This window comes from Streptomyces sp. NPDC015220 (assembly GCF_043079345.1).
GTDB lineage: Bacteria > Actinomycetota > Actinomycetes > Streptomycetales > Streptomycetaceae > Streptomyces.
This window is the reverse complement of sequence record NZ_JBIBUK010000004.1, coordinates 358254-373095: the sequence shown is the minus strand read 5'-3', so window position 1 is coordinate 373095 and position 14842 is coordinate 358254. Positions and strand designations below refer to the sequence as shown.

Below are 14842 nucleotides of genomic sequence, written 5' to 3'. Positions count from 1 at the left end.
GGGCGCGACCGGCCCCAGCGACCGGGCGAACCCGGTGGGTCCCGGCGGCCGGACGGACCCGGTGGACCCCGGTACTCGGCCGCACTCGGTTACCTGGCCGCACCCGGTTCCGGCCGCGCCCGGCGGGTGTCAGCCGGTGGGAGCGTTCGAGCGGCCGGCGAGCAGGACCTCGCAGGCGAGCCGGATCTCGGTCTCGGCGTCGGCAGGGGTCGTGTGGCCGTAGATCGCGGAGACCAGGACGCCGTGCCAGCTCTTCATCAGCAACCGGATCAAACGGTTGTCGCGGTCGGTGGGGTGTTCGAGACCGAGCAGTTTCAGGACGGTCCGGTGCACCTTGGCCTCGATGGCGGCGGCCTCGCTGACGGTGGCGGTGTGCGCCGCGTAGTTGCTCTGCATGATGGCGCTCGCCAGCAGGGGGGTGCGCAGCAGGTGCCAGGTCGAGCGCAGGAGTGTCTCGGCGACGGCGTCCACGGGCTCCTCGGCCGCGTCGATCCGCGGTGAGGCGTCGTCCATGTGATCGACCTGGTCGGCCATGATCGCAGTGAACAGATGCGTCTTGGAGGGGAAGTAGCGGTACAGCGTGGCGATGGCGACGCCGGCCTCCTTGGCCACGTCGTGCATCTGCACGTGCTCCAGGCCCCGTTCGGCGCCGAGCCGGGCCGCGGCGGCGAGGATGCGTTCGTACCGGGCCTTCTGGCCGGGTGACTGCGGTTCCGCTGCCGGCCGGTCCTCGGCGACTCTGGGCACGGGGCTCCTCTCCCGGCTCGTGCTCGCGTCTTCCAGCCGACCATGCTAACGGTCCGGCCTCCGGGGTGGGCGGGGAAGCGACCGTCGGAGCGGGGCCGGCCGGCCCGGAGGCGGCTCCCGACGGCGTGACCGGGCGGGTGCGCGGCGCCGCCGTCGCGGGGGTTCCCGGCGACATTCACGCCCGCACCGCTTGATCCCCGTGGTCCGCGCCGGTTCAATGGCGTGGGTCGTCGGCCGGCGGTCGGGCCCGCGGCTGGTTGCGGTGCGGGGGAGGCGGCGGGGCGTGCAGTGGTTACTCAGCGCGGTGGGCGCCGCCCTGCTCGGCATGCTGACCAACGCGCTCTATGACGTGATGAAGTACGGCACCGTTCGTTTCCCCGGCGTCCTGCGCCGCCGTCACCTGCCCGCCCCGGCCCGTTCCCACGATGTCGCGGGCGACGGGCTCGACGTGCTGGTCACCTGGTCCCGGGCCCGCCGTCTGACCCCCACCCTGATCGACACCGTCTACGAGGGACGGGTGGCGCGCGACCACGTCTTCGACACCCCCGTCTGGCACGAGCAGGTCGCCGCCAACCGGGCCCGTGGGGACGCGGGGCGCACCGCCTACCTCACCTCCCTCTCGGTGGACCACGGCGAGCACGAGGCGGCGCGCAGGTTCACCGTCGGCATCGCCGAGAGCGAGTACGCCGAGGCCATGGCCACGACCCACCTCTACCGCACCGACACGGAGCTCAGGGCCCGGATGGACCAGGCGCTGACCGGCACCACCGACGCGTTCATGGCGGCCGTCCCGCCCACCTCCCTCACCGCCTGCGTCGCCGTGCTCAGCCGTGAGGGCACCTTCCTGCTGCTCCGCCGATCCCGCAGCGTCCGCACCTTTCCGCTGCAGTGGACGGTGGGCATCAACGAGACGATGAAGTACGACGACGAACCGGGCGCGCGGGAGGACCTCCACTCCCTCCCCCTGCGGGGTCTCAAGGAAGAGCTCGGCCTCGAGGCGGAGGACGTGTCGTCGCTCCTGATCGGCTGGCTGGGCTGGAGCAGGCCCGCCGCGAGCTTCGTCACGGTGAACATCGCGCGGTCACGACTGACGGCGGCGGAGATCGACGAGCGGCGCGGTCGCTGCCACAGCAGCTACGAGCACGACGCGGCGGCGTGGTGGCCGCTGAGGCCCCGGACGATCGCATCGGTGATCACCGGCGGCCCCACTCCGGACGACTCCACCTCGTGGAGCTATCTCGCGCCGCTCCTGGCGGGCGAGCTCTGGCGCTGCCGAGGGGATGCCTGACAGCGGACGTGGTCGCACAACTAGCGTCAATATCAGAAGAGTTGACACTCGGGCGTGGGCTCGTACGCTGCTTGGCGTGACGATACGGGTACCTGGGGGAGCGCGAGTCGCCGGCGTGAGCATGGTGGTGCTGGGAGCACTCACCGGCTGCGGCGGGGACGACGGGCCGAGCGCGCTGGAGAAGGAACTGGGCAGGAAGTGCGCGGGGCGGGTCGCGGCGGACAGCGTGGACCTGCGGCTGAGCGAGGAGACCGAGACCAAGGTCAACGCCTCCTGGCACCCGGAGGGCGACGGGCAGTGCTGGGTGGTCGCGCACAAGAAGACCGACTGGTTCGAGCCGTTCGCCCTGGAGGTCAAGGTCGCCGGTGACGGCGGCGCCGCCCAGAAGACCCGGCGCACCCTGTGCACCACCCTGCGCGGGGACTCCGATCACTACACGGCCTACGCCACCGGGCCGGACTACTGCTCGGCCTACTCGCTCGGTGGCCGCGACTCCTCCGGATACGTGGCACACGGCGTCGTCGGCCGCTACAACGTCGCGATCCGCATAGCCGGATTCCGCCCGGTCGAGGGAGTCGACGCCCCGTTGAAGAAGACGCGCGAGCAGTTCGAACGGGTGATGGGGGACCTGCGGGAGCACTACGGGCGCTGACCACGCCCGGGCGGTGACGCGCAGGCGGTCCGGCCGGCGGCCCGCCCGGCCGGCCCCGTCCCGGCGGCCGGGGCGGGGACGACCGTGCCGCCCGCCCGCGGCCGGCCGCGGGCGGGCGGGTCGGGCCGGTCAGGCGCTGGTGGCGGGCTTGCTGTACAGGTCGAACTCCCGCAGGCCGCTCGAAGTGCGGTTGGTGAGGGCGAACAGCAGCAGCGGGCCTGCGGCGCCCGTCCAGACGGCCATGCCCTCCGGCTCGCGCGGCATGGCGCCGGCGTCGGCCTCGGAGTGCGTGCGGACCAGGGTGGCCGCCGGGTCGGCCGCGTTGAGGTCGAAGGACGAGGTGTGGACGGTCCACTTCGAGTAGCCGCTGAGCGGCTTGGCGGGGTCGTCGGTGTCGGGGCGCGCGTCCCCGTCGAGCATGTAGACGTACTGGCCGTAGGAGGCGAAGCCCTGGAAGGTCGCGGGCACGAAAGGGTCGAGGGCGGCGCCGGTGGCGTCCACCTTCGGCAGCGGCGGCTGGGGCACCCCGGTGTCCGCGAGGAGGGGGGAGGGCAGCCGGCGGTCCCCGCCGGACAGCGCGGCCGCCGCTTCGGAGAGACGGTAGGCCTGGAAGTAGTGGTTGCCGTCGGGCTTGGCGTAGCGCAGCAGCAGGACGTCGTGGTCGACGTCGACCGAGGGCGTGATCGAACCGGCGTCCCGAGGCTTGTCGGCGAACCGCTGAACGGCGGGATGGCTGGTCCACAGCACGGTTCCCGACTGGAAGGGGAAGCGGACCACCTCCTGCCCGTAGCCGCCCGGCGAGGCGCCCGCTTCGGTCCACACCTGCGCGGGCGTGGAGCCGGAGGCCGGCTCCACGCCCAGCGAGACGCCGTGGCCGAAGCCCAGCAGGTACATGAAACCGAGGACGTCGCCCTTCAGGTCGTACTCGGTCAGGCAGAGGTCGCCCGCGGCACTGTGCTGTGGCGCGCCCAGGTTCGCGGTGACGGCGACCTGTGAGCCGGAGCGCAGGTACGCGACCTGGGCGGCGCCCGCGCCCTGCAGGGTGTAGACGCGGCCGTTGACGGAGTCCACGGCGAAGCTCTGCAGGGTGGTGGAGGTGTCGTGGTTGACGACGGAGGAGGAGCCCGCCGGCCAGCGGCCCGAGCCGGCGGCCACGCTGATGAGCGGGGCACCGGTCGGCATGCCGGGCGGCGCGGTCGCCGGGGCCGCGGTCGCGGCGGCGGCCGGTCCCGTCTGGCCGGCCGCCACCACGGTGGCCGCGGCTCCGGCCAGCATGATCTGGCGTCTGGACATCCTCGCGGACATGTACCCCTCCCAGGGCGGTGCCGGCCGGCCCGTCGGACCGGCCGGTCGGAATCTCGGTCTGCGGAGCAGCAGACAAAAGATCATCCTTTACCGGCGGCGGCCGCCGGGGTCAACCCGTCGAACCGGGGCGTGCGGGTGCCCGGCGCCCACGCCAGGCCGCCGCGGCCCTCGGCGGCGGTCGCCTTCACCTTGCGCCGCCGCCTGTGACCGCTCCCCTCGGGCGGACGGACACCTCGGGAAGCCGTGCCGCCCCCACCCGGCGAGTCGGTCGCGAGCCGTGACGTCCTCCGCACGGCCGGACTGGTCGCGAGCCGTGACGTCCTCCGCACGGCCGGTCGAGAGCGCCGCCGCCCTGCGCACGGCCGGGACGGCGGTCCGCGGGCGCCCGTCCTTCGCGCCCCGCACGCCACGGACTTAGTTTGGGAGGGTGCACGAGGGCGTGGTCACCCTGTTCCTCGGCGGGGACGTGATGCTCGGCCGGGGCGTCGACCAGATCCTCCCGCACCCCGGTGACCCGGCGCTGCGGGAGACGTACATCCGGGACGCCCGGGCCTACGTCGGTCTGGCCGAGGCGGCGAACGGGCCGATCCCCCGGCCGGTCGACTTCGGCTGGCCGTGGGGCGAGGCGCTGCCGGTCCTGGACGAGGCCGCGCCCGACGCGCGGGTGGTCAATCTGGAGACCGCCGTCACCGGAGACGGGGACTTCGCGCCCGGCAAGGCCGTCCACTACCGGATGAGCCCGGCCAACCTGCCGTGCCTGGCCGCGGTCCGCCCGGACGTCTGCGTGCTGGCCAACAACCACGTGCTGGACTTCGGACCGCGCGGCCTGCACGAGACGCTGGACGCCCTGGCCGGGGCGGGGCTGCGGACGGCGGGGGCGGGCCGGGACGCGGCGCGGGCGCGGCGGCCGGCGGTCGTGCCGCTGGACACCGGCGGACGGGTGCTGGTGTTCTCCTTCGGCATGCCGTCCAGCGGGATCCCCGAGGACTGGGCCGCGACCGGGCGGCGGGCCGGTGTGGACGTCGTCGCGGAGCCCTCGACCGCGGCCGTGTCCGCGTTGGCCGGCCGACTGCGCCAGATCCGGCGACCCGGTGACATCGCGCTCGCCTCGATCCACTGGGGGCCCAACTGGGGCTACCACGTCCCGCGCTCCGAGGTCCGCTTCGCACACGCCCTGGTCGACGCCGGCATGGACGTGGTGCACGGCCACTCCTCGCACCACCCGCGCCCGCTGGAGGTGTACGCGGGCAGGCTCGTCCTGTACGGCTGCGGCGACCTCGTCGACGACTACGAGGGCATCGGCGGCTACGAGAGCTACCGGGACGACCTGCGGACGCTGTACCTGGTGACGGTGGAGGCGGACACCGGCCGGCTGGTCGGTGCGCGGATGGTGCCCCTGCGGGCGCGCAGGATGCGGCTGGAACGCGCCCCGGCCGAGGACGCCGAGTGGTTGCGCGCCGTCCTCGACCGGCACAGCCGGGACTTCGGCGTCCACGTCGACGGCGGGCCCGACGGCACACTCGCGCTGCGGCCGCTGCGGCCGCTGCGGCCACCGGGTGCGGACCGGGGCGGATGACCCTGACGCCGGCGCGGGGAGGCGGCGACGGAGTACCGGGCGGCACGGCGACGGCCCGCCCCGGCCGGACGAGCCCGCCCCGGCCGGACGAGCCCGCCCCAGCCGGATGAGCCGGACCCGCCCCGCCCGACGCCCGCCCCGCCCGAGGTCCGACCGGTCCGCCCCGGCCCGGCCCTGACGGCAGGTCGGGTGACGGTCCCGGCGTCGCCCGAGTCCGAGGGGGAACGGGGCCGAAGCGGTCCGGCACGGCGAACGGGCCGGCGGGTCACTGCCGTATGCCCGCCGATTCCACGGCCGGGCGGCGCAGCGCGAGCCCGGCGGGGACGACGGAGGAGACCACGGCGAGCACCGCGCAGGCGGTGACCACCGCCCCGATCGTGGCCCAGGGCAGCTCGATCGTGGTGTGCACCGACAGCAGCTCCAGCGCGGTCCACATGCCCGCCAGGTTGAGCCCGGCGACCACCAGCCCGAGCAGCGCCCCCACCGCCACCACCGTCAGCGCCTCGGCGCCCACCAGGCGCAGTACCTGCCACCGGGTGGCTCCGGCCAGGCGCAGCACGGCCAGGTCGCGGACCCGGTCGGAGGTCGCCATGACCATGGTGTTGGCCAGGGAGATGCCCGTGTAGAGGAGGGCGATGCCGAGGACCAGCACGAAGCCGAGCCGGGTCGTGCGGTCGGTCCGCGGGGAAACGGCCCCGACCCACTGGTCCCCGGTGCGCACCTCCCCGCCGGAGTCCCGCACCGCCGCGCGCAGTCCGGCGGCCACCGAGCCCGCGTCCGCACCGCGGCCGACGGCGACGTCGACGCGGTCGACGCGCGCCCCGGGGGCGTTGCGCGGGGTGACGTAGACGCCGTTGTCGCCGGTGCCGGTGGTCATCACCGCGGCGATCCGCAGCGTCTTCCGCGTGCCGTCGCCGAGCCACACCGGCACGCGCTGACCGACGGTGTGCCGCGGCCACTCCTCGTTGACGACGATCGAGCCGTCGTCGAGGTCGCTCAGCCGCCCGGCGGCGAGCGGCGGACGGACGGTGGCCGCCAGCGGGCCGGGCTCGGCGGCACGGGCCTCGGACCTGAGCAGCGCCACGCCGTCCGCCAGGACGTAGACGGTGCCCGCGGCGGTCGCCGACACCTCGGCCCCGGGCACCCGGCGCAGTGCCGTCAGGGTCGCCGCGTCGAAACCCGCCCCGCCCGCCGGGGTGACGACGAAGGCCGCCGCGGTCCGCTCGCGCGTCTCGGCGGCCTTCGCCCCGCTCAGGGTGGCGGTGGCGCCCAGCAGGGAACCGGCGAGGGCGACCGTGACCAGGACGGGCGCCGCGACCGCCGCGGTGCGCCGCACTCCGGCGGCCGCGTTCTCGCGCACCAGCATGCCCCCGGCGCCGGGCAGCCGGGCCGGCAGCCAGGCCAGCAGCCGGGTCAGCGGGCGCACGACGACCGGTGCGAGCAGCGCCACTCCGCAGATCAGCGGCATCGGGCGGCTGGTGTACGCCTTGCGGTGCAGCAGTTCGCCCGGGTCGCCGGCCAGCGCCAGGCCCAGGGTGAGCGCGCCGGTCAGCAGCAGCGCCGCACCGGACAGCCTGCGGCCCCACGTCAGCGTCCCGCTGTCCACGGACGCCTCGCCCAGCGCCTGGGCGGGGCTGGTCCGGCCGGCCCGCCAGGAGGCGGCGACCACGCCGCACAGGGCGACGAACAGACCGGTCCAGAAGGCCATGTGGTACGGCCACGTGGAGTCGCCGATGGTGAACCAGCGCGGTGCGAGACCGGCGGCGACCACCCGGTCGGCCAGCAGCGGCGCGCCGCGCAGACCGAGCAGACAGCCGGTGGCGGAGGCGAGCGCGCCCACCGCGAGGGCCTCGGCGCACACCATGCGGCGGATCTGCCCGGGGGTCGCCCCGGCGGTGCGCAGCAGCCCGAACTCCCGGCGCCGCTGGGCGACCGCGAACGCGAAGGTGGACGCCACCACGAACACCGAGACGAAGGCGGCGACGCCGCCGGCCGTGCCGAACATGGCGTTCATCGCGGTCACGGCCCTGCTGTCCCGGTCGGGATCGGCGTCGGCGCGGCGGCGCGCGTCACCGGTGAGGACCTGTACGCCCGCGCTGCCGCGCACCACCTCCCGGACCGCCGTCGCATCGGCGTCGACGGCCAACTGGACACTGGCCGGGGAGAGCCGGGCGGCCTGTGCGTCGGTGTAGAAGACGGCGTCCTCGAAACCGCGGTCGGTGACGGTGCCGACGACGCGCACGGCGCCGCGGTCGGTCCGCAGGGTCCGGCCCGGTCTCGCCCAGTCGCCGCTGACGACGACCTCGCCGGCGGCCCTCGGCGCCCGCCCCGCCGAGAGCTCGTACGGGGCGAAGGCGGCGGTGGACCAGGGGTGCCCCACCAGGCCGCCGGGGCCGTGCGCTGCGCGTACGGCGAACGCCCGGTCCTCGACGACGGTGCCGAGCTTCCTGAGCCGGGCGACGGTCCCGGCCGGAACGGGCCGCGGGTTTGCGAGCCGCTGGGTGCGGACCCCGCTCGGGGTGGGGACCCGCAGGGTGTCCGGTCCCTTGACGACGACCGGCGCGGCGGCGAACCGCTCGGGCCGCCGGACGGGCGCGTCCAGTGAGGAGGCCAGGGCCGACCCCATCACGGCGAGCAGCGCGACGCCGAGCGAGAGCGCGACGAAACTGCCGGCGAAGGTGACCCAGCGGACCCGCAGGGTGCGCAGGGCGATGCTCAGCACGCCACGGCCTCCAGTTCGGTCATGCGGGTCGCGATGCCCTCGGCGCCCGCCCCGGCCAGCTCGCCGTGGACGCGCCCGTCGACGAGGAAGACCACCCGGTCGGCGTGGGCGGCGGCCACCGGATCGTGGGTGACCATGATGATCGTCTGGCCCTCGCGGTCGACCATGCCGCGCAGCAGGGTCAGCACCTCGCGGCTGGTGCGCGAGTCCAGGGCGCCGGTCGGTTCGTCGCCGAAGAGCACCCGGGGGCGGGTGATCAGGGCCCGGGCCAGGGCGACGCGCTGCTGCTGGCCGCCGGACAGCTCGGCCGGCCGGTGCCGAGCCCGCCCGCCGAGACCGACCTGCCCGAGCGCCTCGCGCACCCGGGCCCTGGAGGGACGGCGGCCGGCGAGCCGCAGCGGCAGTGCCACGTTCTGCTCGGCGGTCAGAGACGGCAGCAGATTGAACGCCTGGAAGACGAAGCCGATGTGCTCCCGGCGCAGCAGCGTCAGCCTTCTCTCACTCAGCCCCGTCAGTTCGGTCCCGCCCACGGCGACCGAGCCGGACGTGGGCCGGTCGAGCCCCGCCGCGCACTGCAGCAGCGTCGACTTGCCCGAGCCGGAAGGGCCCATGACGGCGGTGAACGTCCCCTTGGGGAAGGAGAGCGAGACCCGGTCGAGCGCGGTCACGGCGTCCTCGCCCGAGCCGTACCGTCTGCTGAGGGAGTCCAACCGGACCGCGTCGTCGTTCATCCGTCCCACCTCGTTCGATGTCGGTCGCCCCGCACGGCGGGCGGGGCGGAGGTCCCGGGGAGACGGCGCCGGAAGGCCGTGGCCGCGACGACCGGGGCCGGGGCACGCGGCGGCGCCCCCATCGGGATGCGCCCCCGTCGTCGCCCCGGTGCCTCCACCAAACCGTGCGGACGCGCCTCGACGCAGTGCGGCAGGACCGAGACCTGGGGGTAGGGCCAGGCATACCCCCTGCCCGCTCCCTGGGCCCATGGTCCCGGCCCCCGCGGGCCCCCTACGGTGAGCCGCATGCACTCCCGCAATGTGTGGCAGGCCATGTCCCGCCCCGGCTTCCTGCTGTCCGCGTGGCCGTGGCGTTCGGCCGCCTACCTGCTCACCGGCGTGGCGGCCGGCGTCGTCGTCCTGGTGACGATGGCCGCCGCCGCGGTGGCCGGCAGCGCGCTCGCCGTCGTCCTGGTCGGGATCCCGCTGCTCCTCCTCACCGTCCTCGCCGGGGTCCCGGTGGCCTGGGTGGAACGCCGCCGGCTGCGTCTGGTCGACCGGGACCCGGCTCCCGACCGGCACGCCGTGCCCACCGCCGGGGGACTGCGGGCCTGGCTGACGACCCGGCTGCGCGAGCAGGCGACCTGGCGGGAGCTGGGCCACGCCCTGCTGCTCGCGGTCCTGTTGTGGCCGGTCGACGCCCTGGCGATCACCGTCGCGCTGCTCCTGCCGCTGTCCATGGCCGTCACTCCGCTGCTGCTGGCCACGGCCGGCGGGGGCCACGAGACGAAGGTGCTCAAGCAGTGGACGGTCACCTCCTGGCCGGCCGCCTGGGGTGTCGCGGTGCTCGGGCTCCTCCTGATGGCCCTGTGCGCCTACGTGCTCGGGATCGCGGCCGGCGCCCGGGCCGCGCTGACCCGGCTGCTGATCGCCCCGCGCGACGGCGACCTGGGCGCCAGACTGGTCGAACTCACCCGCTCCCGCGTCCGGTTGGTGGACGCCTTCGAGGCGGAGCGGCGCCGCATCGAGCGCGACCTGCACGACGGCGCCCAGCAGCGCCTGGTGGCCCTGACGATGACGCTCGGACTGGCCCGCCTGGACGCACCGCCCGGCCCGCTGGCCGACCAGCTCGCCACGGCGCACGAGGAGGCGGGCCGGGCACTGGCGGAGCTGCGCGAGCTCATCCACGGCATCCACCCCAAGGTGCTCGCCGACTACGGCCTGGAAGCCGCCGTCGCCGACGCCGCGGACCGCTCCCCGGTCCCCGTGGACGTCGACCTCGCACTGTCCGGACGCCTGCCCCAGTCCGTGGAGGCGGCCGCGTACTTCGTGGTCTGCGAGGCCCTCGCCAACATCGCCCGGCACAGCGGGGCGAGCCGCGCCGAGGTGAGCGGCGGGCACCGCGACGGACGGTTGAGCCTGCGGGTGCGCGACGACGGCCGCGGCGGCGCGGACGCCGCGGCCGGCACGGGGCTCACCGGCCTGGCGGACCGGGTGTCGGTCCTCGATGGCAGACTCTCCCTGTCCAGTCCGCCCGGCGGACCGACCCTGCTGAGTGTGGAGTTCCCTTGCGATCCCTGCGAGCCGACCGGTCGCTCCGCGTAGTGCTGGCCGAGGACGGCGTACTGCTGCGGGAAGGACTGATCCACCTGCTCGGCCGCTGCGGCCACGAGGTCGTCGCGGCCGTCGGCGACGCCGAGGCCCTGATCGCCGCCGTCGGCGAACACACCCCCGACGTCGTCGTGACGGACGTCCGCATGCCTCCCGGGTTCCAGGACGAGGGCCTGCGGGCGGCGGTGCGCCTGCGCGGGCGGACACCCGCGCTGCCCGTCCTGGTCCTCAGCCAGTACGTGCAGCGGACGTACGCCTCGGAACTGCTGGACTCCGGGGACGGGTCGGGCGTGGGCTATCTGCTCAAGGACCGGGTCGGGCAGGTCGAGCGGTTCGTGGAGGCCCTGTGCGAGGTCGCCGACGGCGGCACGGTCGTCGATCCGGAGGTCGTACGGCAACTGCTGCGCCGCCGCCGCGACCCTCTTCAGCGGCTCACGCCGCGCGAGCGCGAGGTCCTCGCCCTGATGGCGCAGGGCAGGTCGAACGGCGCGATCGCGCGCGAACTCGTGGTGTCCGAAGCGGCCGTGGGCAAGCACATCGGCAGCATCCTCGCCAAGCTGGACCTGCCGCCGGCGGACGAGACGCACCGCAGGGTGCTGGCGGTGCTGGCCTATCTGAGGGCCTGAGCCGCCGTGGGCCGCCGAGCGGGCGCCGCACGGCTGCCGGCGGTACGGCACACACCGGGTCGCCGTGTTCACCTTGTCAACGACGAGTGCGGGGAAACGGCGTCGCCGGCCCGAGAAGACGAAGGCACGACGGAACGCAGTCCTTCGCCTCAAGTGGTGAAGTAAGGCCTGAGGGAAGGTGAGTGCGGCGCGGCGGCCGATGTGCGCGGCCGGTTCCCCCGCGGGGCGGTGCGTGGAGCAGCCCTCAACTCACCTGATTCGGCGTTCAGTTGTTGACGACCGGGGGGTGGAGGAGTACAAACCCCGGTGAGAGCGCTCTCAGTGTGACTGTTCCTCCCGCCCCCACACACCGTCACGGTGAACGGAGACCTTCATGCTCACTTCCCTCAGCGCCCTCCTGCGCAGACCGCCGGGCGGCGCCGCACGGACCCGGGCCACCGTCCTGGCCGTCGCCCTGCTCGCCTCCTGCCTCGTCGCCCTGGCACCCTCGCCGGCCCGCGCCGACGACTCGCTGCTCTCCCGGGGCCGGCCCGCGACCGCCTCCTCGGTGGAGAGCGCGGCGTTCCCGGCGAGCGCGGCGGTGGACGGCGACCAGGGAACCCGCTGGTCCTCGGCCTTCGCCGATCCCCAGTGGCTCCAGGTCGACCTCGGCTCCGTCCGGCAGCTCAGCCGCGTCACCCTGCGCTGGGAAGCCGCCTACGCCACGGCCTACCGGATCGAGACCTCCGCCGACGCGCAGAACTGGACGACGGTCCGCTCCACCACCTCCGCCACCGGCGGCACCCAGGACCTGGCCGTCAGCGGCAGCGGCCGATACGTCCGCCTGTACGCGACGGCGCGGGCCACCGTCTACGGCTACTCCCTGTGGGAGTTCGAGGTCTACGGCTCCGGCGGCGGCACCCAGCCGCCGGACGACTTCTGGGGCGGCACCGGCGACATCCCCGCCGCGCACAACGTCGTCGAGGTGAAGGTCCTCAACCGGACCAACGGGAAGTACCCCGACAGCCAGGTGTACTGGAGCTTCAACGGCCAGGTGCACTCCATCGCCGAACAGCCCTACCTCGACATGCCGGCCAACTCGGCGGGCAGGATGTACTTCCACCTCGGCTCGCCCGACAGCCCCTACTACGACTTCATCGAGTTCACCGTCGGCGACAACGTGTTCAACGGCAACACCACACGGGTCGACGCCTTCGGCCTCAAGCTCGCCATGCGGCTGCACAGCAGGGACGGCTACGACGTGGAGGTCGGCGAGAACCGCCAGACCTTCGCCGAGGACCGCGCCGCCACCTTCCAGCGCTTCACCGACGCGGTGCCCTCCGAGTTCAAGGTGCTCGCCCGGACCCAGGCCCCGTACCGCGTCATCGCACCCGGCAGCGACCCCAGCTTCCGCCCGGGCGGCGCGAACGCCGGCTACCTCACCTCCTACGCGCAGTCCGTCGGCGTCAACGCGGCCACCTCGGACATCTTCGGCTGCGCCGCCTCCCTCGCGGGCAACCCCGGCATGTGCGCCGCCCTCAACCGGCACGTGGCCACGCTGCCCGCCTCCCAGCAGGCCGACCCGGCGCAGTACTACAAGGCCGCGCCGGCCAACTACTACGCCAGGTTCTGGCACGACAACGCCATCAACCACCTCGCCTACGGCTTCCCCTACGACGACGTGGCCGGACAGTCCTCCTTCGTCTCGCACGGCGACCCGCAGTGGCTGCTCGTCGCGGTCGGCTGGTAGGAGGGACGGTCGCGTCCCGGCAGGCCGGTGTCCCGCAGCGGACGCCGGCTCGCCGGGAGACCGGCCCGGTGGTCGTCCCGGCTGCCGGGCGGCGTATCCACCCGGCCGGTGCGGCACTTGGCGCCCGCGGCGACGGGGGCGACCGGCGCGGCGGTCCCGCACCGGTACGGCGCCGGTGAACGACGGCCGGGCGCCCGCCCGCTGTAGGCTCCGCCCATGGCGACGCACGAGCGCGAGATCACCGAGCCCGTCGACCTCTGCCGCCCCGACGGCAGCCTTGACCCGGCGGCGGTCGGCTGGTCCAGGACGCCCCTGCACCGCGCCAACCTGCGCGGCTGGGGCCGGACCAAACGGTGGGAGTACTGGTGCGTGACGACGCCCACCCACCTGGTGGCGCTGACCGTCAGCGACCTCGACTTCCTGGCCCTGAACACGGTCTACCTGCTGGAGTTCGGGCCGGGCGGCCGGGAGTTCGAGTGCAGCTCGATCGTCCCGCTCGGCCGTGGCGTACGCCTGCCGGAGACCGTCGCCGGGGCCCCGGGCTCGCCGGAGGTGGTGGTGGGCCCGGCCCGGCCGACCCGAGGCAAGGTGCGCGTCGAGATCCGCGACGAGGGCGCCGGCACCCGGCTGCGGGCCCGCTGCCTCACGCCCGACCGGCTGCCGTGCGAGGTCGACCTGCTGATCACGCGGCCCGCGGCGCACGAGTCCCTCTCCGTCGTCGTGCCCTGGAGCGACCGACGCTTCCAGTACACCTCCAAGCAGACCGCGCTGCCCGCCGCCGGCCGGGTCAGGATCGGCTCCGACATCCTGAAGTTCGGCGAGGACGACGAGAGTTGGGCAGTGCTGGACCACGGTCGCGGACGCTGGCCGCGTACCGTCGACTGGAACTGGGGCGCCGCATCCGGGCGCACCGACGGGCACACGGTGGGCCTCCAGTTCGGCGGCCGCTGGACGGCGGGCACCGGCGCGACCGAGAACGGACTCTGCGTGGACGGCCGGCTCACCAAGATCGGCGAGGAGCTGGACTGGCACTGGTCCACCACCGACCCGCTGGCCCCCTGGACCGTCCGCACGCCCGTCTCCGACCAGGTGGACCTGACCTTCACCCCGTTCCACAACCGGTCCACGCGCACCGACGCGGGCCTGATCGCCAACCGCACCGACCAGTGCTTCGGCCACTACGACGGCCGCGTCCGCACCGACGACGGCACCGAGATCGCCGTACGGCGCCTGCTGGGCTGGGCCGAGGACGTCCACATGCGCTGGTGACCCCCTCGTCCAGGTGAGCCAGCCGTGCCCGCGCCCGCCTGCTGCGCCCGCGCCCGTCCGCCGCGCCCGCCTGCGTACGACGTCCGCTGGCGTGGCGCGCCCGCCGGCCGGCCGGCGGCCGGCACTCGCCGGAGGGAGGCGCCGTCCCGGGACGACAGCGGCGGCGGCACGGTCGGTGGGTCCGGCGGCGGCACGCGGTCGGGGGTGCTGCGTTCGGTGGGCCCAGCGCGGGGTGCCGCGGTCGGTGGGCCCGGTGGAGGGCGCCGCACGACGCGGAGTCCTCCGCACGGCATTCGGACGAATGCCGGGACGGCCGGTCCGCCGTCCGCCCGCCCCGTCCCAGGGCCGCCGCCCCAGGGCCACCCCAGCTCACCGGCCGCCTCCCCGGTCCCCGCCGCCCCGGCCGTCCCCGGCGGACCCGGCCGGAAGTCGCCGTCGCCGGGTGGCCACCCGTTGATGAGCGGGGGCCCGGCCGCTTCGATGGCGCCGTGCCGGACGGCGCTCGGCCGTCGGCACCGCCGACGAGGGGAGTGGGGAGACCGTGCGTCACCCTGGAAGAAGCAGAACCGGTCGTGGAGCCGGAGCGAGGGCGCGGTTCGGCGGGTTA

The 14842-nt window shown here is 74.9% G+C and carries 11 protein-coding genes; 7 read left to right on the top strand and 4 right to left on the bottom strand.

The window, feature by feature from the left end; all coding sequences use genetic code 11:
• Positions 1-129: 129 nt before the first annotated feature.
• Positions 130-747, bottom strand: coding sequence for a TetR family transcriptional regulator (locus tag ACF061_RS13125; protein WP_392266929.1), 618 nt, complete (start codon positions 745-747; stop codon positions 130-132).
• 283 nt (positions 748-1030) lie between these two features.
• Here ACF061_RS13125 and ACF061_RS13120 point away from each other — a divergent pair, with 283 nt between their 5' ends.
• Together ACF061_RS13120 and ACF061_RS13115 are read left to right on the top strand one after the other, a co-directional pair.
• Positions 1031-2035 carry a hypothetical protein gene (locus ACF061_RS13120; RefSeq protein WP_392266928.1) on the top strand — a complete coding sequence of 335 codons (1005 nt, stop codon included), beginning with the start codon at positions 1031-1033 and terminating at the stop codon, positions 2033-2035.
• 76 nt (positions 2036-2111) lie between these two features.
• Complete coding sequence (locus ACF061_RS13115; RefSeq protein WP_392266927.1) at positions 2112-2687, top strand: hypothetical protein; 576 nt, start codon at positions 2112-2114, stop codon at positions 2685-2687.
• Positions 2688-2816: 129 nt separating this feature from the next.
• Here ACF061_RS13115 and ACF061_RS13110 read toward each other — a convergent pair whose 3' ends face one another.
• The gene (locus ACF061_RS13110) at positions 2817-3992 is read right to left on the bottom strand and encodes a hypothetical protein (protein WP_392266926.1); all 1176 of its coding nucleotides are present in this window, start codon (positions 3990-3992) and stop codon (positions 2817-2819) included.
• Positions 3993-4419: 427 nt separating this feature from the next.
• Between ACF061_RS13110 and ACF061_RS13105 the strand changes: the two genes are divergently transcribed.
• Positions 4420-5568 (top strand): CapA family protein, encoded by a 1149-nt coding sequence (locus ACF061_RS13105; RefSeq protein ID WP_392266925.1) that lies wholly within the window; start codon positions 4420-4422, stop codon positions 5566-5568.
• 265 nt (positions 5569-5833) lie between these two features.
• On the opposite strand, the gene ACF061_RS13100 is transcribed toward ACF061_RS13105, so the two are convergent.
• On the bottom strand, positions 5834-8290 hold the full coding sequence (locus ACF061_RS13100; RefSeq protein WP_392266924.1) for an ABC transporter permease: 2457 nt from the start codon (positions 8288-8290) through the stop codon (positions 5834-5836).
• Positions 8284-9021, bottom strand: a complete 738-nt coding sequence (locus ACF061_RS13095; protein WP_392266923.1) for an ABC transporter ATP-binding protein — start codon at positions 9019-9021, stop codon at positions 8284-8286. Before ACF061_RS13095 ends, ACF061_RS13100 begins: the two co-directional genes overlap by 7 nt.
• A 285-nt stretch (positions 9022-9306) precedes the next feature.
• Here ACF061_RS13095 and ACF061_RS13090 point away from each other — a divergent pair, with 285 nt between their 5' ends.
• The 4 genes from ACF061_RS13090 (at position 9307) to ACF061_RS13075 (ending at position 14235) form a co-directional block, all read left to right on the top strand.
• Complete coding sequence (locus tag ACF061_RS13090; protein ID WP_392266922.1) at positions 9307-10605, top strand: sensor histidine kinase; 1299 nt, start codon at positions 9307-9309, stop codon at positions 10603-10605.
• Entirely contained in the window at positions 10605-11237 is a 633-nt protein-coding gene (locus ACF061_RS13085) for a response regulator (protein ID WP_392267044.1), read from the top strand. Before ACF061_RS13090 ends, ACF061_RS13085 begins: the two co-directional genes overlap by 1 nt.
• Positions 11238-11610: 373 nt before the next feature.
• Positions 11611-12966 (top strand): beta-1,3-glucanase family protein, encoded by a 1356-nt coding sequence (locus ACF061_RS13080; protein ID WP_392266921.1) that lies wholly within the window; start codon positions 11611-11613, stop codon positions 12964-12966.
• A 216-nt stretch (positions 12967-13182) separates the two neighbouring features.
• Complete coding sequence (locus ACF061_RS13075) at positions 13183-14235, top strand: DUF2804 domain-containing protein (protein WP_392266920.1); 1053 nt, start codon at positions 13183-13185, stop codon at positions 14233-14235.
• Positions 14236-14842 lie beyond the last annotated feature (607 nt).